We start from the raw sequence: 25,465 nt of genomic DNA on the forward strand, positions 1-25,465 counted from the left end.
ATGAGTAAAGCATATGAAACAGTCATAGGACTTGAGGTTCATGTAGAGCTTGCAACCAGGACAAAGATCTTCTGTGGATGCAGTACAGCATTCGGCGGAGCACCTAATACACATACATGTCCTGTATGTACAGGTATGCCGGGTTCACTTCCTGTCCTTAACAAGGCAGTGGTTGAGAAGGCTATGGCAGTTGGTCTTGCCACAAACTGTAATATTACAAGAAATTGCAAATTCGACAGAAAGAACTATTTCTATCCTGATAACCCACAGAACTATCAGATATCCCAGTTATACTATCCTATATGCAGGGACGGTAAGGTTGAGATAGAGGTTGAGGGAAAAAAGAAATTTGTAAGGATACATGAGATCCATATGGAGGAGGATGCAGGCAAGCTGGTCCATGATCCATATACTGACAGCTCACTGGTAGACTTTAACCGTTCAGGTGTACCTCTTATTGAGATCGTATCAGAGCCTGATATGCGTTCCGCAGATGAGGTTATTGCGTACCTTGAGAAGCTCAGACTTATAATACAGTACCTTGGTGCTTCAGATTGTAAGCTCAACGAGGGCTCTATGAGAGCCGATGTAAACCTTTCCGTAAGAGAGGTTGGAGCAGAGGAGTTCGGTACAAGAACAGAGACCAAGAACCTTAATTCCTTCAAGGCTATTGCCCGTGCCATTGAGAACGAGAGAGAGAGACAGATCGATCTTATTGAATCCGGCGAGAAGGTAGTTCAGGAAACAAGAAGATGGGATGATACAAAGGAATATTCATATCCTATGCGATCAAAGGAAGACGCCCAGGATTACAGATATTTCCCTGATCCTGACCTGGTGCCTATACACATCAGTGACGAATGGATTGAGGAGATAAGATCAAAGCAGCCTGAGTTCAGAGATGAGAAGAGGGCAAGATACAGAGAAGAGTATCAGATCCCTGATTACGATATTGACATTATCACAAACTCAAAGAAGCTTGCAGATATATTCGAGGATACCATAGCTCTTGGAGCAGCACCTAAGAAGGTGTCTAACTGGCTCATGGTAGAGACCATGAGACTCCTTAAGGAGAATGTGATGGATCCTGAGGATATTAAGTTCACAGCTAAAAATCTTGCCAAGCTTATTAAGCTTGTGGACGCCAGAACCATCAACGGAAATGTTGCAAAGGAAGTGTTCGAGCATGTATTTGCTGAGGATATAGATCCTGAGGCTTATGTTAAGGAGCATGGCCTTGCAACCGTAAATGATGAGGGTGCCCTTAAGACAGCCTGTGAAGCAGCCATAGCAGGAAACAGCAAGGCTGTAGAGGATTACAAGGGCGGAAAAGAGAAAGCTCTTGGTGCACTTGTGGGACAGGTTATGAAGGCAATGAAGGGAAAGGCTGATCCGGGATCTGTTAATCAGATGCTCCGGGAGCTGTTGAAATAACTGTGTTAGTCATTTGCCAGAGTAAGCGCCTATGTGTTGAATCACATTTTGAATGGTGCTTACGGGATGCCTCCGGGTGTAAACAAGGGGGCACTACTAAACAGACAAATTTTAAATGAACTGATGTTCAATAAAGCAGGAGTAAGATATGGAAGAGAACAGACCTGTTAAAAAAAGAGAAATCTATAAGAGAGTGATATCATTTTTTGAAGGCTTTGTATTGCTGGCTATAGAAGTGTTGATGTTTGCGTACCTGTGGTACACAAATTACTCAAAAGACATTATAATACCTTTCGCCATGAGAGGTAACTGGGCTGTTGTAGGAATGTATGGACTTATAGTGTTCCTGTTCACTAAGCTTTATGGTGGTTACAAGGTGGGATTTTTAAGGATCATAGATGTACTTTACTCACAGATCCTGTCTATGGTATGCGCAAATATTGTTGCATACATACAGCTCTGTATGGTATGTCGTGATTATATTAATCCACTGGTTCTTGTAGAGTTGTCGGGAGCGGAGCTTCTGGTTATATTTGCATGGGTGTTTATATGCAGATATATGTACAGAAAGTATTATCCTCCAAGACATCTGCTTCTTATATATGGATACAAGACTCCTAAGGAGTTCATTGAGAAGATAAATGCCAGAAAAGACAAATATGTTATTCAGGATATAATACATGTCAGTGAAGGCGAGAAGGTTATCAAGGAGAAGATCCTTGATTATGAGGGCGTTATAATATGTGAGACTAAGGCATACATAAGAAATGAACTGGTTAAGTATTGCTTTGAACATTCCATCCGTTCCTATGTTGTTCCGAAGCTGTCAGATATCATCATCCTTGGAGCGGAGCCTATCCACCTCTTTGATACACCGTTGCTTCTGTCGCGTAACAGAGGCTTAAGCGGAGAGGATGTAATCGGTAAGAGAATCCTTGATATTATATGTGCCATTATACTTTTGGTGTTATTCTCGCCATTTATGATAATAATTGCCCTGTGTATCAAGCTCTATGACGGAGGACCTGTATTCTATAAGCAGGACAGACTTACCTTAAACGGAAGAGTGTTTAAGATATACAAGTTCAGAAGCATGAGAATGGATTCTGAGAAGGCAGGAGCCCAGCTTGCCAAGAAGAATGATGACAGGATCACACCTGTTGGTAAGGTCATCAGATCACTTCATCTGGATGAGCTGCCACAGATATTCAACATACTTAAGGGCGATATGTCGATGGTGGGTCCAAGACCTGAAAGACCGGAGATTGCAGCTCTCTACAGGGAAGAGTTCCCTGAGTTCGATTATCGTCTTAAGATGAAAGCGGGACTTACAGGCTATGCCCAGGTGTACGGCAAATACAATACAACACCAAGAGACAAGGTTAAGCTGGATCTTACCTATTATGAGCAGTATTCGGTATGGCTTGATATTAAGCTCATTCTGTTGACGTTTAAGATCCTGTTCCAGAAGGAGAATACTGAAGGAATAGATGCAAATATGACAACAGCCATAAGAGAGGATGTTAAGAAGCGTGTAAAGAAGAATGAGAAGCCGGCTGATTTTGATGAGACAACGGATTCGTTCTAGTCATCTGATATACGGATCAGTGTGCAAGTGATCCAAAGAAACGATAAAACAAATAAATGAAAAAATCCGGAGAATGTTACACACATCCTCCGGATTTTTGTAATAAGACTTTATTCAAAAATCATGCTTGCATGATCGCATCTGAACATTGCTGATTTATTTAATCTACAGTGTATATCCGTTTTTAACCAACAGAGCCTTGGCTGTTTCAATAGAGTCAACGCCTGTGGCATTCTTAATAGGGGCAAATTCCTTTTCTCTTACAACCTCAAATGGAAGACAGGTCTCCATGTAGCCTATCATATCAAGGGCAAGAGTCTCAAACTTATAACCGTTTGGTTCCTCAGGCTTAACAAGCTCACCTTCATTATTAATGTAAGGAACCTTTTTCTTTACCACATGAAGCGGCATTTTCTTGTCTAACAGGTTCATAAGCTTGTCTACAGGGAACATATAGTTGAGGGTGACACCATAGTTGTATGCGTACTCACCCCGTTCATTTTTCTCGTAAGCCATTTCCTCGCTTAATTCATAGTATTCAACAATGAAAGGCTTTCCGTCCTTCATACAGAGAACACCTACACGCTCATGAGGATCTGCTTTCTTTATAACCTTGCCGCCTGATACATAGCCTTCCTTAAGAACAGCCCCCAGGAAGACAGGGTCGGCAATGCCTTGAAGAACATTGTCTACAGAGAATACATTTATCCATTTAATATTGTCCTTAACAATTGTATCCATAAGGCCTGCTCGCTCAAGAGAAGAGAACCAGCCGCCGTTGCCATTTGGAGAGAGACATATCCGGCCCTTGTCCTCTAAGAGGATCTTGCCGTCAAAATCTGTTGAAGGAACCATTTCCTGGCGGAAGAAGTGGATATAATCCCTGTTGTATCCGAAATAATCATGCTCTCTAAAGAATGTGGTGGTCTGCTCATGGTTCTTCACATTTGTCATTATGAAGAAGTGAATCCATGTACCGGACTCATGCACTACATCCAGAGTGTGCTCCACAAGAAGCTGGAAGATGAACATATCCTTTGTCTCACCAACATTCAAGGTCCCCTTAGGACCATCAAAACCAAGGCGGGTTCCTTGTCCGCCGGCAAGAAGCACCAGTGCCAGATCCCCTGCCTTAATGGCTTTAAGACCTGCAGACTTGTATTCGTCGCGTTTTTTCTCAATATCCTCAAGCATCATTGCTTTTATAGGCACAATGGTAGATTCCTTTTTCTCTTCCTTAGCATGAAGATTATCTAAAATAGAAAAGTCTATATCTGAGATCTGCTTTAACAGAGACTCTTTTCCTTCGTTGTCAAGCTCATCATAGTACCTGAGTATGTGTAACTGATTCTTAGCTTTCAGCAATTCGTATGCTTCGTTATAATTCATAATTTTCTCCCTATTCTTGGAACATCAGCCCATTGAAATTGGTTTATTTGGTATCGCCCCTCACATTCGTGTTAGTGGTGTCACCTCACATACGTGTTGGTGTTGTCCCCTCACATTCGTTCGGCGACATTTCGTCGGTGTCATTCCAATATGCATCTTCGATGCATAGACACCTCCTCTCGGCGTCATTCCAATATGCATCTTCGATGCATAGACACCTCCTCTCGGCGACAGGTTGATTGTGCCATTTCAATATGTGTTTTCAACACATGGGTGCTTACTCTGGCAGCGGGCTGATGCTGCATATCAAATCATATCGATAGTTTAATTGTAGCTCTTTAGTTTCTTCTTAATATTTATTGTGTCCTTAAAAACTTGAAAAATGTCAGCGGGCTTGATCCTGCGGCCGTCTCCTGCGTCATCTCTTGAGTAGTTTAAGGTGATGGGAGCCTCGGCAATACGGAAGCCCTTTTTATTTGCCTTGGCAAGAATCTCAATGTCAAAGGCGTAGCCGGCGGTATCAAGAGTGCCGGTGATAGGCTTTATGACAGAATTTTTGAACAGCTTTATACCTGTCTGGGTATCATGGACATTGAGGCGGAAGAGTACCTTTAACATAAGGTAGTATCCGTAACTCATGATCTTTCTGATCAATGGGTAGTCAAGCTTTGAGTCCTTGTGAAGCTTTGAGCCGATAACTATATCTACATCCTGTTCCTTCATTATCTTAAGGAAGCCCTTGAGCATTTTAGGGCTAAGCTCCAGATCGGAGTCAAGGAATGCGATATATCTGCCGGAGGCGTTTTCTATTCCGTGACAAATGGCGTATCCCTTACCATGGTTATCACTGTAGCCGTAGTCTGAGACTGAGGCGAGCTTAGAGGCTGCTCTTTTTATCTCATCCCAGGTGTTGTCTTTGCTTCCGTCATTTACAGCGATTATTTCATAGCGTCTGACGAAAGTACTTAAGATCTTATCTGTCTCTACCAGATTGTCATATATATGCTGTCCTTCATTATATGCAGGCATAACAACAGATAAAGTTATATTTTCATTCATTTTAGTCACCAAAATCCGTAAATAATTATGTGTTTAAGCGGAAATATCACTGGTGGATTTCCACCTCTAAACAGTCTTACAGACAATATACATTTTTTGATAATGGCTGTCAAGTCTAAGGGGGAAAGGGGCAGAACTTAAGTGATATGGGAGATTCGCGTCGTCATTTTCAAACTGTTTTCGGTCATAAATATAATTTGGGACTGTTTTTTACAACCACTTTACTTAAAGGATATCTGGATTACATGTGGAGATGGCAATGTGATGTGAGAAGGCAATGTATTTTGCGGATATATATTTAGATTGACTTATATAAAAATTGATGGAGGATATAGGGCTGATGAATATTCTTGTGTGGGGAGCTATTGGTGCGGTGGTAGTCCACCTGTTTATGAAGGTGAGAAATAATGAGATAGATAAACCGGAAGAGGAAAGAAACCATGATCTTATCGGATATAATCTGAATGGATACGATAAAAAGCCGGGTGGATACAGCAAAGAGCCAAATGGACGCATTAAGGAGACGGGTGGGCATAAGAAAAAAGGCGGAGGCATGGCATTTGTATATATTGTCGGGATAATTGCCTTGTGTGGCATAGTATCCATAGCCGGAGCCTTAAAAGCGAAACGGCAGGAGCAGGATATAATAGATAATGGAAAGAAAACTGTGGCGGCTGTGACCGGGGTTGAAGTGTACGACACCTATGATACAGATGGTGATATAAATACGGAGAAGGATGTGTATCTTCAATACAAGGTGGATGGAAGGATACATAAGGCGATAATAAAAAAAGCTCATTTTTATCCTTCGGTGGGAGATCAGGTTGATATTTATTACAGAAGCAATCAGCCGGATGATATAGTGTGCCTGGCAAATACTCATGGAATCATGTCTGTAAAGTTTAAGACAGGTGTGGGAATATTGGTTTTTGTGGCATTTATGGTGGCGATATACATGTGGACCCGGATAAAGGAAGGACAAAAAGATAGCGGGATGCAATAAAAACGAAACAAAAATGCAATAAATTATGCCACTCTGCCATGCCTGTCTTGTAAAAATTGTAAAAATAATGTATTATACAAGAAGGTATGCAAATAAACACACAATTTTGATTGAGAGGAAATCCGTGATGGATAATAATATGTCAGAATACGAGAAGCGTCTGGCTGCCTTTAAGGCACAGGCAATGCAGAGAGCTGATGAGATAGTTGGAGATTTTGAAGACGAAGATGATCTTTCATCTATAATATCCAGACATAATGCAGGGGCAACCTCATCCGGTAAGGATGATATTGCAAATGACAGGATGGGCAATTCCGCAGGGAAAGCCCATGACGTAAGGAGAGCTGGTGACGTTAAGAAAGCTGATGATGTTAAGAAAGCTGATGATGTCAAGAAAGCTGGTGATGTAAGGACGGACAGATTAAAGCCTGCGTCAACAGGCTTTGAGACGAAACAACCTGAAACCACATCAGTACCTGCAAGTGAGACTATGAAGGTTAATATACCTGATAGTGTAAAAAAGAAGATAGAAAAGCCGAGGAATCTTGATGAGGAGGTTGAATCGGTACTGGCACAGGTTAATGCTCTTGCAGAGGCGGCTGCATCTCTTCATGAAAATGATATGCCGGCAGAGGAAGAGAAAGATGACAGTACAATGGATCAAAATACTGCAGGACTTGATGATGACGGCGGAAGTCATCCGGGAAGTGCTGCGGCAGACCATATTGATGATATTCGGGAAGAGCAGGGTACCGCAGGTTACCGGGAGGAGACTTGCGCGCATGACGGGACTGATGATTATCAGGATGGGGCTTACGATGACGAGACCGATGATTACGGAGAAGAGACCTGCGCAGACGAGACCGATGACTATGGAGAAGAGACTTACGCTGACGATGAGACAGACTATGATCAGAATGACGAATATACAGATGAAGAGACCGATGGATACCATGAGGAATATGAAGATGAGCCGTATCCGGAGGATGATGGCAGGGATCTAGGATACCTTGATGATCTCTATGAGGGCGAGGAGCATATGCCTGAGGAACTTCCGGTGGAAAAGAAGAAGAGCAATAAAGGCTGGACAGCAGTGTTTATTGTGATGGTACTTGCATTGGCAGCTTTATGCGTGGTTTATCTCAAGCAGAGAGCGACTCTTATGGGAGACGATATAAATGTTATCAATATCAAGCAGGCAGATATAGTTACCAACGAAGGCGTTGCCGAGGAAACAAAGGGATACACTACTATAGCCCTTTATGGTGTTGATTCAACAGACAGCAACAAGGGCAGCGGCACCAACAGTGACTGTGTAATGTTACTCAGCATAAACAATGCTACAGGAGAGATCAAGACAGTATCAGTATACAGAGATACATTGCTTGAGACCTATGGCATGGACAACAGTGCAATGAAGGTCAATTACGCTTATCAGATGGGCGGAGCATTGACAAGTATCAATACACTTAATACAAATCTTGATCTTAATATTACGGATTTTGTTACTATTGATTTTGACGGACTGGCAAGTATAATAAATGCCATTGGTGGAGTTACCATTGATGTGGATGAGAGCGAGCTTGACGCCTTTAATTTAAGCATTGCAAATCAGATAAAGGAGTCCGGTGACTTTATCGAGGGTATCCACTCTGCCGGCAAGCAGGTGTTAAACGGCGAGCAGGCAGTGGCATATTCAAGGATAAGGACTACCGATAAGGGAGATATAACAAGAACAGAGAGACAGAGAAAGGTTCTTTTTGCCATAGCAGGCAAGGTTAAGAGCATGGATGCTGCCACAGTTCTTAAATTCGTAGATGTGTCATTTGGATTTGTCTCTACAAGTATCACCAAAGATGAGATGGTTAAGCTTGCCAAGAAGGTGTCCGCATATGAATTTAAGGAAGAGATTGGTTTCCCTATGGAGTACAGCTCAGTTATACTTTCCGATAATCAGGGAGTTGTAGCTGCAAATGATCTGAGCAGCAATGTCAAGAGGCTTCATGAGTATCTCTATGGAAATGGAGGATACACTGTATCTAATACTGTAAGTGACATAAGTGACAGATTAAAGAGTCTTACAGGAGTAACAGGTACGGGAGATGCGCAGGCAGGCGGTGTGGGAGATGCACAGGCCGGTCAGGAAGCAGATACCACCGGTGAAGAGGAGTCCAGCGAGGAGGGAACTACTGCTGCTGAGTAAGACGGTGACGTGATAATATCATAATAGTATTTTTGTACTCGTATTGTTATAGAAATAATTTGAAATAATCAGAAAAAATAATCTAATATAAGCAATATATCAGAAGACCATAAACTACAGTTTTGATGACTGTGATTATGGTCTTTTTTTATTGAAATAAGCTCTTATATTAGTTAAGTCTGTGTATAACGGGACGACAGGGACTCTAATGAAAAAAGTATACGCAATTAAATGAATAGTAAATACAATAAAACGCATATAAGAGAATTGCGAAACTATCTGACAACTTGATAAAATTTACTATTTACAAACTGGATAAAAGGTAGTATAGTATCGAACTAGAAAAGGAAAAACAAGCAAAAAGCAACATTTACACAATAAAAACAAGCAAAAAACAAAAATACCGCAATTTTATTAAGAAAGGTATTTGCCTTTAAAATACGAGTAAAGTGTAGAATGATATAAAAAGGAAGGCACGCCGAGCCGTGCCAATAACCAGGAGGTGCAGTGATGAAAGAGTTACGAGAAAGCATAGGTTTATATGACAGCAGTTATGAGCATGACAACTGTGGTATAGGAGCTGTTGTTAATATAAAAGGAATCAAAACTCACGAGACGGTGAACAATGCACTTAAGATTGTAGAAAATCTTGAGCACAGAGCCGGAAAGGACGCAGAGGGTAAGACCGGAGACGGTGTTGGTATTCTTCTCCAGATATCCCACAAGTTCTTCAGCAAGACAGTTTCGGCCATGGGATATGATCTTGGAAATGAGAGAGAGTATGGCGTTGGTATGTTCTTCTTCCCTCAGAAGGAGCTTCCGAGAAAACAGGCCATGAAGATGTTTGAGGTTATCGTAGAGAAGGAAGGTCTTGAGTTCTTATGCTGGAGACAGGTGCCTACAACTCCGGGAATACTTGGAAAGAAAGCATTGGATGTTATGCCATGTATAATGCAGGCGTTTATTAAGAAGCCTGATTCAATAAAGAATATAATGGACTTTGACAGAAAGCTTTACTTTGTAAGAAGGATATTTGAGGAAAGTAATGATGATACATATGTACCTTCACTGTCAAGCAGGACAATAGTATACAAAGGAATGTTCCTGGTTGGAGAACTGAGACTCTTCTATAATGATCTGCAGGATCCTGATTATGAATCAGCAATCGCACTGGTACATTCAAGATTTTCAACAAATACAACTCCTTCCTGGCTGAGAGCCCATCCATACAGATATCTGTGCCATAACGGTGAGATCAACACAATCCGTGGAAATGAGGATAAGATGATAGCCCGTGAGGAGACCATGGAATCAACTATCATGCAGGATGAAATGTACAAGGTAATGCCTGTGCTGGATCCTGACGGCTCAGACTCAGCAAGACTTGATAACTGCCTTGAGTTCCTTGTGTTAAATGGAATCCCGCTTCCTCTTGCGGTTATGATAACAATTCCTGAACCTTGGGAGAATGACAGATATATGAGTCAGGAGAAGAAGGACTTCTATCAATACTACGCAACCATGATGGAGCCGTGGGATGGACCTGCTTCTATATTATTTACAGATGGAGATGTAATGGGAGCCGTACTGGACAGAAACGGACTCAGACCATCAAGATATTACATTACAGACGATGATTACCTTATCCTTTCGTCAGAGGTTGGTGTTCTGGAGGTTGATCCTGCCAAGATCGTGAAGAAGGATAGATTGAGACCGGGACGTATGCTTCTTGTGGATACTGTGAACGGACGCCTTATTTCAGACGAGGAGATCAAGGAGAAGTACGCCAAGGCTAAGCCATATGGTGAGTGGCTTGACAGCAATCTGGTACATCTTTCGGATCTGAAGATACCCAACGTACGCGTTGAGGAATATACAGACGAGGAAAGACAGAGACTTCAGAAGGCATTTGGATATACCTATGAGGATTTCAAGAATACCATCTATCCAATGGCAGAAAAGGGTACAGAGGCTATACATGCCATGGGTACAGATACTCCGCTGGCTGTTTTATCAAATCATCACAAGCCGCTGTTTAACTACTTCAAACAGTTATTTGCCCAGGTTACAAACCCACCTATTGATGCCATAAGAGAGGAAATCGTAACCTCCACATCAGTATATCTCGGAAAGGACGGTAACATCCTTGATGAGAAGCCGGAGAATTGTCATGTGCTTAAGATCAATCATCCTATCCTGACAAATACGGATCTTCTTAAGATAAAGAACATGAAGGTTGAGGGCCTTAAGGTTGCAACTCTTCCTATATTATATTATAAGAACACATCAATGGAGAAAGCCATAGACAGAATGTTCGTTGAGGCTGATAAGCTCTACAGGGATGGGGTAAATATCCTTATACTTTCAGACCGGGGGGTTGATGAGAACCATGTGGCTATACCATCACTGCTTGCTGTGTCAGCTATGCAGAAGCATCTGGTAAGAACAAAGAAGAGAACTTCGGTTGCCATTATCCTTGAAAGTGCAGATCCAAGAAATGTACATCATTTCGCTACACTTCTTGGCTATGGTGCCTGCGCGGTAAATCCATATCTTGCCATTGACACCATTAAGCAGATGGTTGATTCCCATTTGCTGAACAAGGATTTCTATGCTGCAGTTGATGATTACAACAGTGCAATATGTCATGGAATAGTTAAGATAGCTTCCAAGATGGGTGTATCCACCATCCAGTCATACATGGGTTCACAGATATTTGAATGTATCGGACTTTCAAAGGAGGTTGTGGACAGATACTTCACCAACACTGTAAGCGTTGTGGGGGGCTCAGGCATAGCAGAGCTTGAGAAGACAGTGGATGATCTTCATTCATCAGCATTTGACCCGCTGGGACTTGATACAAACCTTGCCCTTACAAGCATAGGTGCCCACAAGTTCAGAGGAAACAAGGAGGAGCACCTGTATAATCCTAATACAATACATCTTCTCCAGTTGTCCACATGGACAGGTGACTACAGCAAGTTCAAGGAGTACACCAAGGCACTGTACAACGAACAGAGACCGTTCCATCTGAGAAATCTCATGGAGTTCAAATATGCAGATAAACCAATACCACTTGATGAAGTAGAGCCTGCAAGCTCCATTGTTAAGAGATTTAAGACCGGTGCCATGAGCTACGGATCAATTTCAAAGGAAGCCCATGAATGTATGGCAATAGCCATGAACGAGCTGGGTGGAAAGTCCAACTCCGGTGAGGGCGGTGAGTCTGTTGAGAGACTTACCATAGGACCTGACGGTAAGAACAGGTGCTCAGCCATCAAGCAGGTGGCTTCGGGAAGATTTGGTGTCACATCAAGATATTTGGTAAGTGCCAAGGAGATCCAGATAAAGATGGCACAGGGTGCAAAACCTGGTGAAGGCGGACACCTTCCGGGCGGTAAGGTATATCCTTGGATCGCCAAGACAAGACTTTCAACTCCGGGAGTAAGTCTTATATCTCCACCACCTCATCATGATATTTACTCTATCGAGGATCTGGCACAGCTTATATATGATTGTAAGAATGCCAACAGGGACGCGAGAATATCAGTAAAGCTTGTTTCAGAGGCAGGGGTTGGTACTGTAGCAGCCGGTGTTGCCAAGGCAGGTGCTCAGGTAATCCTGGTATCCGGCTATGACGGAGGAACAGGTGCAGCACCACACAACTCAATACACTATGCAGGACTTCCATGGGAGCTTGGACTTGCTGAGACCCATCAGACCCTTATAAAGAATGACCTGAGAAATAAGGTTATCCTTGAGACTGACGGTAAGCTTATGACAGGCCGTGATGTGGCTATAGCAGCAATGCTTGGTGCAGAGGAGTTCGGATTTGCAACTGCTCCACTGGTAACAATGGGCTGTGTAATGATGAGAGTATGTAATCTGGATACATGTCCTGTGGGCGTGGCAACACAGAACCCTGAGCTTCGTAAGAGATTTAAGGGTAAGCCTGAGTATGTGAAGAATTTCATGCTGTTTATAGCTGAGGAACTTAGGGAGTACATGAGCAAGCTTGGTATAAGAACAGTTGATGAGCTGGTAGGACGTTCAGATCTCTTATATGCCGGAGAAGAGGCTAAGAAGAGAAATGTGATCCTTTCAAAGATCATTGATAACCCATACATTGATATGCCTCAGAATAAGGTTAAGTATAACGAGAAGAATGTATATGACTTCAAGCTTGATCAGACAATTGATATGAGGATACTCATGAAGCAGCTTGGCTCGGCATTGGCCAAGAAGCAGAGAAAGAGCATTGAGATAGATGTTGTGAATACTGACAGATCGGTAGGTACCATATTTGGCTCTGAGATCACAAAGAAGTACGGCGAGAGCCTTGAAGAGGATACTTATCTGGTAAAGTGTAACGGTGCCGGCGGACAGAGCTTTGGTGCATTTATTCCAAAGGGACTTACTCTTGAGCTTGTGGGTGACAGCAACGACTACTTCGGTAAGGGACTGTCAGGCGGTAAGCTTATTGTATATCCGCCAAGAGCTGCGAAATATAAGCATGAGGATAATATCATAATAGGAAATGTTGCCCTTTACGGTGCCACAAGCGGTAAGGCATTTATAAACGGTGTGGCAGGTGAGAGATTTGCAGTCCGTAATTCCGGAGCTGTGGCTGTTGTAGAAGGTGTCGGTGATCATGGCTGCGAGTACATGACAGGCGGTAAGGTGGTTGTTCTTGGACGAACTGGCAAGAACTTCGCTGCGGGTATGAGCGGAGGTATCGCATATGTCCTTGATAAGTCCAACGATCTCTACAAGAGACTTAACAAGGAAATGATCAACATAGAGACCCTCACTGACAAGTATGAGATAAATGAGCTTAAGCAGCTTATCATGGATCATGTAAACAATACCAATTCAGAGGTTGGAAAGAGGATCCTTGATGACTTCGCAGGTTATCTGCCTAAGTTCAAGAAGATCATTCCTGTTGATTACGAGAGGATGATGAATACCATGGTTTCTCTTGAGGAAAAAGGAATGTCAAGTGAACAGGCGTCAATAGAAGCATTTTACAAGATCAAGAATGGAGGTAAATAAATATGGGAAAGCCAACAGGATTTATGGAGTATGAAAGAAAGACAAGTGTTGAGATAAGTCCAAAGGAAAGAATCAAGAATTTTAATGAGTTCCATATTCCTCTTTCAAAGGAAGAACAGAAGATACAGGCGGCGAGATGTATGGACTGCGGTGTGCCTTTCTGTCAGGCAGGTATGATGATCTGTGGAATGACTTCAGGATGTCCCCTTAACAATCTGATACCTGAGTGGAATGACATGGTTTATAATGATAACTGGGAGCATGCTTACAGCAGACTTGCTAAGACAAATAACTTCCCTGAATTTACAAGTCGTGTGTGCCCTGCTCTGTGCGAGAAGGCATGTACCTGTAACATAAACGGAGATCCGGTGTCTGTAAGGGAAAATGAGAGAGCTATTATTGAAAATGCCTATGAGCAGCATCTTGTGCCAAGTGAGCCTCCTAAGGTAAGGACAGATAAGACTGTGGCTGTTATAGGCTCAGGACCTTCCGGACTTGCTGTGGCTGATATGCTTAATTCAAGAGGCCATAACGTGACTGTATATGAGAGAAGCGACAGGCCGGGCGGACTTCTTATGTATGGTATCCCTAATATGAAGCTTGAGAAATGGGTTATCGACAGGAAGATATCCTACCTTAAGAAGAGAGGCATAACCTTTATTACGAATACAGAGGTTGGTCCGGGAAAGGCAATGAAGAATAATTCCGTAGCCAAGGACGATCCGATGAAGGAATACCTTAAAAATCCAAACCAGAAGTATGTTAAGGCTGAGGATATCCTTAACCGGTACGATGCTGTAGTTCTTGCCTGCGGTGCTTCAAATCCAAGGGACATCAAGGCAGAGGGAAGAGATGCCAAGGGAATATACTTCGCTGTGGACTTCCTTAAGACTACAACCAAGTCCCTGGTTGATTCTGAATTTGCAAATAACAAATATGTAAATGTTAAAGGTAAGAAGGTATTAGTTATCGGTGGCGGTGACACAGGAAATGACTGTGTGGGAACCTCCGTAAGAGAGGGCGCAGCAGATGTTGTACAGCTTGAGATGATGCCTAAGCTTCCTGATACCAGAGCTGCAAATAATCCATGGCCTGAATGGCCAAGAGTCTGCAAGACAGACTATGGTCAGCAGGAGGCTATTGCAGTATACGGACATGACCCAAGAATTTATGAGACAACTGTTAAGGAGTTTATAAAGGACGAGAATGGAAATGTTAAGGCTGCCAGATGCGTAAAGCTTGACTGGAAGAAGGATTCTGAGACAGGTCGTATGAATATGACAGAGATCGCTGACAGTGAGTATGTTATAGAATGTGATACAGTCCTTATTGCAGCAGGCTTCTTAGGCTGCCAGACATATGTGGCAGAGAGCTTCGGTGTGGAGCTTAATCCAAGGACAAATGTAAAAACAGAAGGCCCTGACAAGTATGCCACAAATGTTCCTAAGGTATTTGCCGCAGGTGATATGCACAGAGGCCAGTCGCTGGTAGTATGGGCAATACATGAAGGAAGAGAAGCAGCAGTTGAGGTAGACACCATGCTTATGGGTTACTCAAATATGCAGGATTAAAAATGAAGATAGAAGTGTAACGTGTTTTTAACATTGTTACAGGAAATAAAAAAGCCCCGATCAGATCGGGGCTTTTTTAAAACAACAAAAGAAAAAAATTATTAATTTAAGAACTGTATTTATACTACAATATAAATATGAACAGAATATGTACAAAAATATAAAGGTTTGAAAAGTTTGTTTAAAATAAAAATGACGAAATTTGCCTGATTGTCAATACTGCACAAAGGTAAATCCGCCATTTTAATTTCAAGGTAAAAATGCACAAAACATAAAAATCCTGAATATGAACTTGTATATAATATTAACTTTACTCCTCAACCACAGGCTTGTTTAAGTGACTTACATCAAGGTATGCCGGAAGCCCGTCTCTGTACTGTAATGATACCTCTCCGATAATAAGTGGACGAAGATATGCAGTCATTTCTTCTGTCACATCGTTCTTCTCAGGTGTTATCCACTCAAGAGGAACGGATTTTGCCTTATTTGCAACATTTGCAACGTCAGTTGGTTCGATGATCCACTGGTATGGGTCGTTGCTTATGCGGTTGATAGACGCCATGATACCGGTCTTGCCGGTGGCTGCGTATTTTACTGCTGCCTGCCCCAGTGCAAATGATTCGTTGATATCTGTTCTTGAGGCAATGTGGGCTGAACATCTCTGGAGCACATTTAACTCAATAGAGCGTACCTTGATGCTCAGTTTTTCTTTAACAAGCATCTCCAGAGCCTTTCCTGTACCGCTTAACTGGGCATGACCGAATTTGTCGGCTACTGCAGAGGTGGCACTGATGTAATTGCCGTCCTTGTCATGTATACCTTCTGATACGGCTATGATAACAGTTCTGTTGGTCTTTAATTTCTCTTTTATATCTTCAATGAACTGATCTTCGTCAAAGTCAACCTCAGGAAGGTAGATAAGATGTGGAGCAGGGCTGTACTGGTTTCTTGCCAGAACAGAGGATGCGGTGAGCCAGCCTGCATCACGTCCCATGATCTCAACTATGACGATACTTGGAATGTCGTAGATATATGTGTCGTGGGCAACCTCAAGCATTGTGGTGGCTACATACTTGGCAGCAGAGCCAAATCCCGGTGTGTGGTCGGTTATCATAAGATCGTTGTCAATGGTCTTTGGTATACCCACAATCTTCACATCAGAGCCGATTTTCTTGCCGTACTCTGACAGCTTCATAACTGTATCCATTGAGTCATTGCCGCCGATATAGAAGAAAGCACCGATCTTATGCTCTTCAAACCTGCCAAATATGGTTTTATAAGGTGTTTCATCATCATTGTAGTGAGGCAGCTTATAACGGCAGGAACCCAGGTACATGGCAGGACTCAGTTCAAGAGTATTTACCAGTGGGTACTTGGATAGTGCCATTAATGAAAGATCCATAAGATTGTTCTCAAGAACTCCCTTTATTCCGTGTATTGCACCAAATACTCTTGTGAAGCTTCCGTTTTTTCTTACTCCGTCAATAACGCCTGCGAGAGAAGCATTTATTGCTACGGTAGGTCCTCCTGATTGTGCTACTATACAGTTATCGTTCATTTGTAATTTCCTCCCTAATATTATCTGTATGTTACATGCATTTGCGTACTATAAATTTCTCAAAAAGGATAGCAGGGCAGTAGGACAGCTTTGACTTTCGTAAGCCTTCTATACCCATGTCCTCCTCTCTGTTTATATAGGTATAATCCATAAGTCTTCTGGACACAAATTCCCGGTTGATCATTGGATATATACCTCTGATGGTATCGTCGGCTTTCTCAAAATGGACATCAAAGGTATCCTTTGTCAGCTCCTCACCAAGGGTGAAGGCGGCAGGAATGTTGTCCACCTTTATAAGACCTCCGATCATATTAAGCTCCCTCATGTGCTCCAGGGAATATTTTATTATATCGTATTCGTAGCGGTGCTCCATATCCAGTTCTCTGTCAGGACCATAGTTGTTGTGTACCCAGCGTCTTGCCACGTAGAGACAGTCATCTATGTTGTTTTCGGTGACATCCTCGTATATATAATCCGGGTGGGATTTGAGAAAGCTGTTGATATGGTTCCTTTTGCCGTGGAGCTTGCTTCCCGAAAGGCTTGCGAGCTTTTCTGACAGATAGATATAGTCTGCCTCGTCACGATTTTCCTCACGGATATACATGCCGGGATACCAGTTGCTGATGATATCGGCCTGTGCTCCGGTACATTCTGCGATCACCGGGACAGAAGAGTTCTCTTCAAAGTAGCTCACCATCCGGTCAAATACTTTCTTTGCTTCCTTAAGATAGTCTTCATCCTTAAGGCTGTCCTGATAGCTTGAATTTTTTTTGATGGGAAAAGTAAAAGAAGAAGGATGTCCTTCTTCTTTTCCCACGAATACCATCATATCGTCTACAATGGTATATACTGTTTCGTAAAGTCTGGACCACAATATATTATTTGCTATGCCGAAGACACAGTTTCTAATATTCAATGAACCCAGATATTCTTTTAAGGTGTCGATATTTTCTAAAGATGGGTTTATAAAATCCATAATGTATTTACATCCTTATTCAGGACACTTTAAAAGGACTGCAAGATCCTTATGTCCATATTTTTTGAGAGAATCTTTGATGAGAGATATCTCATTCTGGGAAGTCTCGATAACAACTTCTTCGAACAGACCGTCAACATATTCTTCCCATTTGGACAAGATCTGTTCCTTTGCTTCATTTGACAATGGAGGAAGCTCGAGATCTTCATCTTCATCCTCACCATACACCTTGAATATAGGAGCGTCAGGGGTGAGGGCATCCTTTCCATACGCAATAGTATATAATTCTTCTGTGTGAACAAATCCACAATCGTACATTTCAATAATGAGATCGTCAATACATTCCTTGATATCATTGAAATAGTGCTTGGCTTTCAGTCTGTCAATTTCGTCCTCGCTGTCCATATCGTACTTATTGTACCAGTATTTGTCACTGGTAGCATGAGCTTCATCATATGCTATGGCACCTTCGATACGGTTGTTTTCTATAACAACGGTGCGGTTGGTACTCATTCTGCTTTTAACAACTGAAGCAGTCCAGATGATAAGTGCAATCAACAGAATAACAAGACCACAGACCAGGACAAGTTTAAGTCTTTCCGAATCCATTTTGTTACCTACTTTCAATATTATTTCTAAACAACGCCCACATTATACTACATAAGTAGTAGATTTATCAATCCTTAAAAATCCATTCTGCCGGTATCGTCTATTGATTCAAGATCATCTGATGTATCTGTGAGACCTTCATTTTCATAAAGGATAGGAGAAGCTTCGGTTTCTGTATCTTCTGAAGCATTATCCTTGGTGTCTGTATCTTCGGAAATTATGTCCGCCGGCTCTGTGTCTTCTTCTGCCTTTGCCTCCTCGGCTGCTATATCCTCAGGATCAGGCTCGGCAGCATAGTCGTCCAGTGAGAAATAATCCCTGTCGGTCTCGTCTTTTACAGGCATTTTCTCCATTATGCTGTCTTTGACTTTTGCAACCTTCTCATTTACCTTTGATACTTTGTCGTCAACATCGATCTTCTCATCCAACTTCTGATAAGCTGTGCTTGCCTTTATCTTGTCTCTGAATACGTAACATACACTGCCGATGGCGGCAGCAGCTACAACAGTCTTTAATAATTTGTTCTTGCTCATGATAATGCCCTCCATAAAATAAGACTTTCATAAAATATTACTTCTATTCTAATATGATTATGAACAAAACACAAGACGAATATATTCTGAAACAGGGTAGAAACAAGCTTTTTATGATATTTTAATAATTAACCCCACATAATTAAATTGCGAATAAGGGACAAATGATATAATATAAAAGATAGCTATCTGCTATGCAGGATATCAGTCCGAAGGCAGTGTACTAGGAAAGAGGAAAATGATCATGAAGAAGAAAAAATTATATGAAGCACAGAAGAACTATCTTACCTGTTCAATACTGTTATTGATAGCAGGTGCATTGTTAGCCTTTTATCTGGGCAAATTCGCATTTGGAATAGGAACGATGATAGTGGGAATATTATGCCTGATAGGCTTCTTTGTGTTGCTTAAGAAGCAGGGGCTGTGCACAGTTTATGTGGATCCGCCGGAGAATAAAAAGGCAAAGGATACTGACGAAGAAGACAAAAAGATATCTGGGGGAGATAAGAAGACTTCTGCCGGGAATAAGAAGAAATAATCGTAAGTAGATGCAGATCGGATGGATGTAGGAGATTGGTAGTATATGGATAGATTTGAGAAGGAAAAGCAGCGGCTTGAAGAAGAGATAAAGATACTTGAGCACAGATATTCTGTATACGGCACCGTAAGGTTCATAGTATTCCTTGTTATGGCGGCAGGTATCATAATAGGTGTGTACGACAGTAAGACCGTATGGCTTGTGGCTGGATTGGCGGCTGCTGTGGGTTTTGTGGCACTGGTATTTCTTCATGGACGGGTAAATGAAAACCTTGAGTATGCCCGTGCAAAGAAGCTGGTGTGTGAGAGATATATAAGCAGATACTCTGATGATTGGAAGAAATTCCCTGAGGATGGCAGCGAATATCTGACAGATGAAGACCTGGTGGCAAGGGACATGGATATCCTTGGACCTAATTCATTGTATCAGTTTGTAAATGTATGTGGTACAGAGGATGGTAAACGTACCCTTGCGGCAACACTCAAGAATCCGGATTTCATGCCTGATGAAATAGTTAAGCGGCAGGCGGCAGTGAAGGAACTGGCGGGAAAGCAGAATTTTGTAGTGGATTTTGAAGCCTTGGGCGTTAAGGCGGGAATGGGTAAAAAGAAAAAGTACACCTCAGATGTATTTGTGGAGTACTGCAACGGAGACACTCATATTCCTGTAATATTCAATGTGCTGAGATTTTTACTGCCGGTTGTGACAATAACTCTTATTGTGCTGGCGGCAGCTTCCCGAATAAGCTATGCATATCCGGTGATATCATTTTTCGCAGTGCTGTTGTTTGCATGGGGAACATCGGGCGTGGCAGGACAGGCGGTTATGCCAATGGTGTCATTTGGCTATGTTCTTGAGGATTACATCAGGATGTTTGAGATGATAGCCGAGGAGGATTTTCAGGCCGACATATTAAAGGATATAAAGCAGAGTATTTCTGCGGAGAGTGGTGCACTTGAGTCTGTAAAGAAGCTTAAGACAATATGTGCGGCCTTCAACATAAGATATAATCCTGTAGTTCATCAGTTGTTATGTGGTCTTCTTATGTGGGACTTTCATCTGGGTGTGATGATGGATCGCTGGAAGAACAAAAACGGAGAGTACGTTGAGGGCTGGATCAGGGCAGTTTCAAGACTTGAGGAGCTTATAAGCCTGTCTGTTATAGATACCACAAGGGCAGCCTGTTATCCGGAGGTCACAAGACATGAAAAGGTATCGGTTAAAGGTATGGGATTGAGGCATCCCCTTATAGAGCCTTCCGTTGTAGTTGCAAATGACGCTGATTTCCAGGGGGGAACCACCATCATAACAGGATCAAACATGTCAGGTAAGACCACATTCTTAAGGACTCTGGGAGTTAATCTTGTGCTGGCGTATGCCGGTGCACCCGTGTGTGCAGATACCTTTAAGGCTGACTACATGAAGATATTTACATCCATGAGGGTTACCGATGATGTAAGCAACGGAATATCCACCTTCTATGCGGAGATACTCAGGATAAAGAGCATGGTGGAGTACAGAAAGTGCAACAAACCTATGCTGTGTCTCATTGATGAGATATTTAAAGGAACGAATTCCGCCGACAGGATAGTGGGAGCCAGAAGGGTCATCAGCAAGCTTTCAGCGGCTTCTTCAATGACTATGGTATCCACCCACGATTTTGAATTGTGTGATATTGAGAATTATGATGGCAGTCATGCTGCAAATTATCATTTTGAAGAATACTATGAGGGCGACCAGCTTAAATTTGATTACAGAAAGAAGGATGGACGCTGTACCACCACAAATGCCATGGCGATACTTCACATGGCAGGTCTGGATTAACAGGATTGCTCCACCAGGATATAAGTTTAATAAGTTATTGAGAGAACCCGTCATTTATGGCGGGTTTCCTTGTAAAATCTACTAAAATTACGGTAGAAAAGCCCTTGTGTGGTTTTGCACAATTATGCACAATGCCGATTTGTGAAATTTACTAAAAAGATTGTTGAATGGAAATTTTTTTTGTGATATAGTACAAATATAAGATTATTTTTATCCAAAGAATACAAAAAACGACATATAAAGGAGGAATAGAATATGTTACCAGCAAATATAGCCGCAGGTAGTGATAATAATGTTCTATCCATAGCAGCATCCAATAACAAGGGACTGCTCATAAGATTTTTGAACGAGCAGGTTGAAGACGGATTTTATGCTCTTGTTATTGATTACTTGAAGGACAGCAATTTTGATCTGTCATCCATGATGGTAGATGATGATGTTAAGGCACAGTGTACAAAGCTCTATGAATTAGCCGAGTTTGTAGACTTTAATATCAAGGCTACAGGAAGATATGAGATTGAAGAATGGATAGAGCCATTGTTCAAGTTTATTTACGGAGATATTGATCCGAGCGATATTGATGCTCCTATAAGCGCAACAGGTATCTACAGATACAGTATCTGGCTTATTTATCTCTATCAGACAGAGAAGTTCCCAGAGGCAATGAGACTTATCGGAGAGAGGATTGCACCGCTTCTCATCAATGTAAGCTATCAGATCCTTGAGGATGATGACAGACCTAAGAACTTTGATAAGGCGGTTATGGGATATCTTGATCTTATCAATGTTGTCATGGAGATGGAGCTCCCTCTTTCATCAGCAGGATCAGACGCATATATCAATAACCTTGAGGTTCTCTTCGATTATGTTGTTGAGGATCCACATGTGGGTAATGATTATAAGATCCAGTTCAGCATTGGTCTCTTTAATGCATATATAGCAGATAAGAATTACGCAAAGGCATTTGAGTTCTACGGACTTAATGCAGAGTTTATACCTATTGACAACCTTGCAGTTTACGAGAACTTTAAGGAGCTTATCAGAAACTGCAACAGTGCACAGAGCACCAGTGTTCTCTCAAGAAGCGTTGTTTCTGCTATTTCAAAGCAGGAGATCTACAACAAGAGGATCGATACATTATTAGGTGAGGTTGCCAGCTTCGTAAAGAAGGTATACAAGTATATCGAGGACGAACCTGAGATGAAGAAGAACCTTCAGACTCTTGGAACAGGAGCACAGCTCACCGGTAAGACAAATATATTCGAAGGTCTCTATGAATATAATCTTGTATTCCATGAGTGCGGAATAAAGGCTATCGTAAACAGCGACATGTCCACACGTTCATGGGAGGAGAAGTACGAGATACTTGAAACCTTGTATACAACGCTTAATGTTGTATTTGATGGATACAACGTATACGAGATTTCAAACAAGATCGAGCACCAGTACATTGAGCTTACTTGGATCGGCAACTATGTAAATGCCAATCCTAACCTCCTTAAGCAGTTCTTCAGCGTAAAGGAGAAGATCAAGGCATTCAAGGTTAGAAAGAATTCTATCCTTGAGAAGAGCAAGACAAATTACGAGATCAAGAAGATGATCGATGACAGACAGAAGCACCTTCTGTTCATGGCTGCTGAGGACATGATCGTAAACGGACTTAACAAGGGTAAGACACCTATCATCAGCTCTGGTTATGACCTTAACACAGCTAAGAGATATCTTCAGGAAACATATGACAAGTGTGTTCTTCCTCCTAAGTATGAGACAGAGAGTGCAGGAACATCAGGCGGTGGTGGATTCTTCGGTAAGAACAAGGGTGCTGCTATGAGCAATGACCTCTTAAGACTTCTCAGAGACGCAACTATCGAAGAAATGTTATGCAAGTCAGAGTGGTTATGGCATCAGCATGTTGACAAGGGACTTGATAAGCCAACCCAGGAAGAAGCAACATATTCGGTTGCATGTCTTGTAAAGGTTGTAAACAGGATCCTTGACAAGAAGGGAACTTCAAAGGCTGCTGCTTCTCCTAACAAGAAGGTTATCATTACAAAGACAGGTAAGGTTATCGAGCTTTCAGATGAGTCAGGTCAGGCACCTGTTAAGCAGCAGGAGTCAGGTGTTATCGACGCTATCGACAACATTGTAGTAACTCTTAAGGATAAGTCAGAGGCGAATGTTGAGTATGTTAAGTCATACATCGAGGATCTCTTAAGCTCACTTATGAAGACCAAGTTCGATAAGGACACAATGCTCACACAGTTTGACGCAGAAGAGCTCAGAGCAAAGACCTTCCAGGTTATCAAGAGACTTAACCTTGATATGCTTGCTTAATCAATACGAACAATTATTAAGAACAAAGAACATATAAAACAACAAAGAAAAGAACAAAGAACGAGAAACGCCCGGGCCTTACGACCCGGGCGTTTTTTTCGGAAATAGCATTACATTACAAAAATTATCATGACAAATGCTATCGTTTTTCCTGATGATCAGGCGGCACTATTTAATCAGTTTGTGTTTTCTCAGATAGAAGAAGAGTATGAGCTTCTCAGGTATTCGCTTTAATATGATCTGGATCTCCTCGTGCTTATCTATTGGTTTAACAAGTATTGAGTAAATGCCAAGTTTATTTGCACCCCACAGATCGGTGAATAGCTGGTCCCCTACGAAGAGGGTGTGTTCAATGTCTGAGGACGTTTTATCAAGGGCGGCAAGATAGCCTTTTTTAAGAGGTTTGCCGGCCTTGTAGACGTAATCTGCCTTGACTTTGGCGTTGAAGGAGGCCACTCTTGGCTCCTTATTGTTTGAAACCAGACATATCTTAAAGCCTATAGTCTTAAGCCGTTCAAATAATCGGATGGCTTTTTTATTCGCCGGAGCACCATGGGTCACCAGGGTATTGTCGATATCAAATAATATGGTCCTAAAGCCCATATCGTAGTATTTTCTGAAATCTATAACATAAGTTGAAGAATAGTATTCTTTTGGATAAAAAGTTTTGAACATAGGGGAATTCCTTTCTAAATCATTCAAGGGAAGTATAACATTTCATGACCGTCCTTACAACCGGGACATGCCTGTATTATATAAAATCTTTTTTAGAAAAGCGTCACAGAAATTTCAGATTTTATCCATTGCCAAAAAGGATATTTGCAAATAGAATGTAATTAGATAATAGGATGAAAAATGCTTGGAGAAGCCTTGCTTGCGTTTGAAGTAATGTCATATGGAAGTGAGGTTGAAAAAATAGGAACTAAAGATGTAACACAAAAGCTTTTGGAAGATTACAATGATGTATTTGCAGACATTGTAAATGTTCTTTTGTTTGATGGAGAGAAAAAGGTCAATCCTGATGAACTTGAAAATGTGGCGGTTCATTCTCAGTACAGAGATGAACAGGGAAAACTCCACGAACAGGAAAGAGATGTGGCTAAGCATTGGAAGAAAAATGGTGTTAAGCTTTCTCTTTTTGGATTGGAAAATCAAATGAAGGTTCTTGAAAGAATGCCCCTCAGAGTGTTTGGGTATGAGGGTGCGTCCTACAGAAGTCAGTTGGATCAGAAAGCACTGGAACCGGTGGTTACACTTGTGCTGTATTTTGGAGAGCAGCATTGGAAAAAATCCAAAAGATTAAAGTCATTGTTAAACATACCGGCCGGATTAGATAAGTACATAAATGACATTAATGTAAATGTCTTTGAGATATCCTGGCTGACACAGGAGCAGATAGGAAAATTTACCAGTGATTTTAAGGTCGTTGTAAATTTTTTTGTTAAACGTAGAATGAACAGAGATTATGTTCCTGATGATCCTACAGAGATAGTGCATGTGGATGAGGTGCTGAAGCTATTGTCAGCGGTGACCGGCGATGATCGGTATGAGGTGTTATTGAATGACAAGGAAGGAGTGGGCAGTATGTGTGAAGTTGCACAACGATTAGTGGATAAGGGCATTAAAGAAGGACAGGAGAAGTTATTAGAAGCGATTAAGGCTGCAAGGACCAATAATTATACAACCACAGAAGAACTTGTAAATAATGGTTACGATCAGAAGACTGCAGCGGGTGCTATGGAGGCCTTAGGCTTTGAGGGATAGTATGTATGAGCTTTTCTATGGGCTTGCATA

17 protein-coding genes are annotated in these 25,465 nt (G+C 41.8%); 10 read left to right on the forward strand and 7 right to left on the reverse strand.

What is annotated here, in order from left to right; all coding sequences use genetic code 11:
• On the forward strand, nucleotides 1–1,434 hold the full coding sequence (gene gatB, locus DXB54_RS08845) for an Asp-tRNA(Asn)/Glu-tRNA(Gln) amidotransferase subunit GatB (protein ID WP_118694945.1): 1,434 nt from the start codon (nucleotides 1–3) through the stop codon (nucleotides 1,432–1,434).
• A gap of 148 nt (nucleotides 1,435–1,582) precedes the next feature.
• Complete coding sequence (locus DXB54_RS08850; protein WP_021937581.1) at nucleotides 1,583–3,022, forward strand: sugar transferase; 1,440 nt, start codon at nucleotides 1,583–1,585, stop codon at nucleotides 3,020–3,022.
• Between the two features lie 165 nt (nucleotides 3,023–3,187).
• On the opposite strand, the gene DXB54_RS08855 is transcribed toward DXB54_RS08850, so the two are convergent.
• Together DXB54_RS08855 and DXB54_RS08860 are read right to left on the reverse strand one after the other, a co-directional pair.
• A complete protein-coding gene (locus tag DXB54_RS08855) occupies nucleotides 3,188–4,411 on the reverse strand; it encodes a UDPGP type 1 family protein (RefSeq protein ID WP_118694946.1) in 1,224 nt (407 codons plus the stop codon).
• Nucleotides 4,412–4,735: 324 nt separating this feature from the next.
• Nucleotides 4,736–5,470, reverse strand: a complete 735-nt coding sequence (locus tag DXB54_RS08860) for a glycosyltransferase family 2 protein (protein ID WP_021937579.1) — start codon at nucleotides 5,468–5,470, stop codon at nucleotides 4,736–4,738.
• Between the two features lie 340 nt (nucleotides 5,471–5,810).
• Here DXB54_RS08860 and DXB54_RS08865 point away from each other — a divergent pair, with 340 nt between their 5' ends.
• The 4 genes from DXB54_RS08865 to DXB54_RS08880 all read left to right on the forward strand — a co-directional run bounded on the left by DXB54_RS08865 (nucleotide 5,811) and on the right by DXB54_RS08880 (nucleotide 15,299).
• Nucleotides 5,811–6,473: a DUF3592 domain-containing protein gene (locus DXB54_RS08865; RefSeq protein WP_118694947.1), complete on the forward strand. Its 663-nt coding sequence runs from the start codon at nucleotides 5,811–5,813 to the stop codon at nucleotides 6,471–6,473.
• Nucleotides 6,474–6,600: 127 nt separating this feature from the next.
• On the forward strand, nucleotides 6,601–8,676 hold the full coding sequence (locus DXB54_RS08870) for an LCP family protein (protein WP_158578220.1): 2,076 nt from the start codon (nucleotides 6,601–6,603) through the stop codon (nucleotides 8,674–8,676).
• Nucleotides 8,677–9,186: 510 nt separating this feature from the next.
• Complete coding sequence (gene gltB, locus DXB54_RS08875; RefSeq protein WP_118694949.1) at nucleotides 9,187–13,728, forward strand: glutamate synthase large subunit; 4,542 nt, start codon at nucleotides 9,187–9,189, stop codon at nucleotides 13,726–13,728.
• Nucleotides 13,729–13,730: 2 nt separating this feature from the next.
• Nucleotides 13,731–15,299 (forward strand): glutamate synthase subunit beta, encoded by a 1,569-nt coding sequence (locus DXB54_RS08880; protein WP_021937575.1) that lies wholly within the window; start codon nucleotides 13,731–13,733, stop codon nucleotides 15,297–15,299.
• Nucleotides 15,300–15,609: 310 nt separating this feature from the next.
• Here DXB54_RS08880 and DXB54_RS08885 read toward each other — a convergent pair whose 3' ends face one another.
• The 4 genes from DXB54_RS08885 to DXB54_RS08900 all read right to left on the reverse strand — a co-directional run bounded on the left by DXB54_RS08885 (nucleotide 15,610) and on the right by DXB54_RS08900 (nucleotide 18,975).
• Entirely contained in the window at nucleotides 15,610–16,857 is a 1,248-nt protein-coding gene (locus DXB54_RS08885; RefSeq protein ID WP_118694950.1) for a 6-phosphofructokinase, read from the reverse strand.
• A 31-nt stretch (nucleotides 16,858–16,888) separates the two neighbouring features.
• The gene (locus DXB54_RS08890) at nucleotides 16,889–17,833 is read right to left on the reverse strand and encodes a DUF2156 domain-containing protein (RefSeq protein ID WP_118694951.1); all 945 of its coding nucleotides are present in this window, start codon (nucleotides 17,831–17,833) and stop codon (nucleotides 16,889–16,891) included.
• A 15-nt stretch (nucleotides 17,834–17,848) separates the two neighbouring features.
• On the reverse strand, nucleotides 17,849–18,442 hold the full coding sequence (locus DXB54_RS08895) for a hypothetical protein (protein ID WP_118694952.1): 594 nt from the start codon (nucleotides 18,440–18,442) through the stop codon (nucleotides 17,849–17,851).
• 74 nt (nucleotides 18,443–18,516) lie between these two features.
• Complete coding sequence (locus DXB54_RS08900; RefSeq protein ID WP_118694953.1) at nucleotides 18,517–18,975, reverse strand: hypothetical protein; 459 nt, start codon at nucleotides 18,973–18,975, stop codon at nucleotides 18,517–18,519.
• Between the two features lie 244 nt (nucleotides 18,976–19,219).
• Between DXB54_RS08900 and DXB54_RS08905 the strand changes: the two genes are divergently transcribed.
• From DXB54_RS08905 to DXB54_RS08915, 3 genes are all read left to right on the forward strand, one after another.
• Complete coding sequence (locus DXB54_RS08905; protein ID WP_021937570.1) at nucleotides 19,220–19,513, forward strand: hypothetical protein; 294 nt, start codon at nucleotides 19,220–19,222, stop codon at nucleotides 19,511–19,513.
• Nucleotides 19,514–19,558: 45 nt separating this feature from the next.
• Entirely contained in the window at nucleotides 19,559–21,337 is a 1,779-nt protein-coding gene (locus DXB54_RS08910; RefSeq protein ID WP_118694954.1) for a MutS family DNA mismatch repair protein, read from the forward strand.
• A gap of 255 nt (nucleotides 21,338–21,592) precedes the next feature.
• Nucleotides 21,593–23,671 carry a hypothetical protein gene (locus DXB54_RS08915; RefSeq protein ID WP_021937568.1) on the forward strand — a complete coding sequence of 693 codons (2,079 nt, stop codon included), beginning with the start codon at nucleotides 21,593–21,595 and terminating at the stop codon, nucleotides 23,669–23,671.
• A 168-nt stretch (nucleotides 23,672–23,839) separates the two neighbouring features.
• On the opposite strand, the gene DXB54_RS08920 is transcribed toward DXB54_RS08915, so the two are convergent.
• Complete coding sequence (locus tag DXB54_RS08920; protein ID WP_021937567.1) at nucleotides 23,840–24,346, reverse strand: YqeG family HAD IIIA-type phosphatase; 507 nt, start codon at nucleotides 24,344–24,346, stop codon at nucleotides 23,840–23,842.
• Nucleotides 24,347–24,526: 180 nt separating this feature from the next.
• Between DXB54_RS08920 and DXB54_RS08925 the strand changes: the two genes are divergently transcribed.
• Nucleotides 24,527–25,435 carry an Rpn family recombination-promoting nuclease/putative transposase gene (locus DXB54_RS08925; RefSeq protein WP_118694955.1) on the forward strand — a complete coding sequence of 303 codons (909 nt, stop codon included), beginning with the start codon at nucleotides 24,527–24,529 and terminating at the stop codon, nucleotides 25,433–25,435.
• Nucleotides 25,436–25,465: the final 30 nt, after the last annotated feature.

This window comes from Coprococcus sp. OM04-5BH, assembly GCF_003482105.1.
Lineage (GTDB): Bacteria > Bacillota > Clostridia > Lachnospirales > Lachnospiraceae > Coprococcus.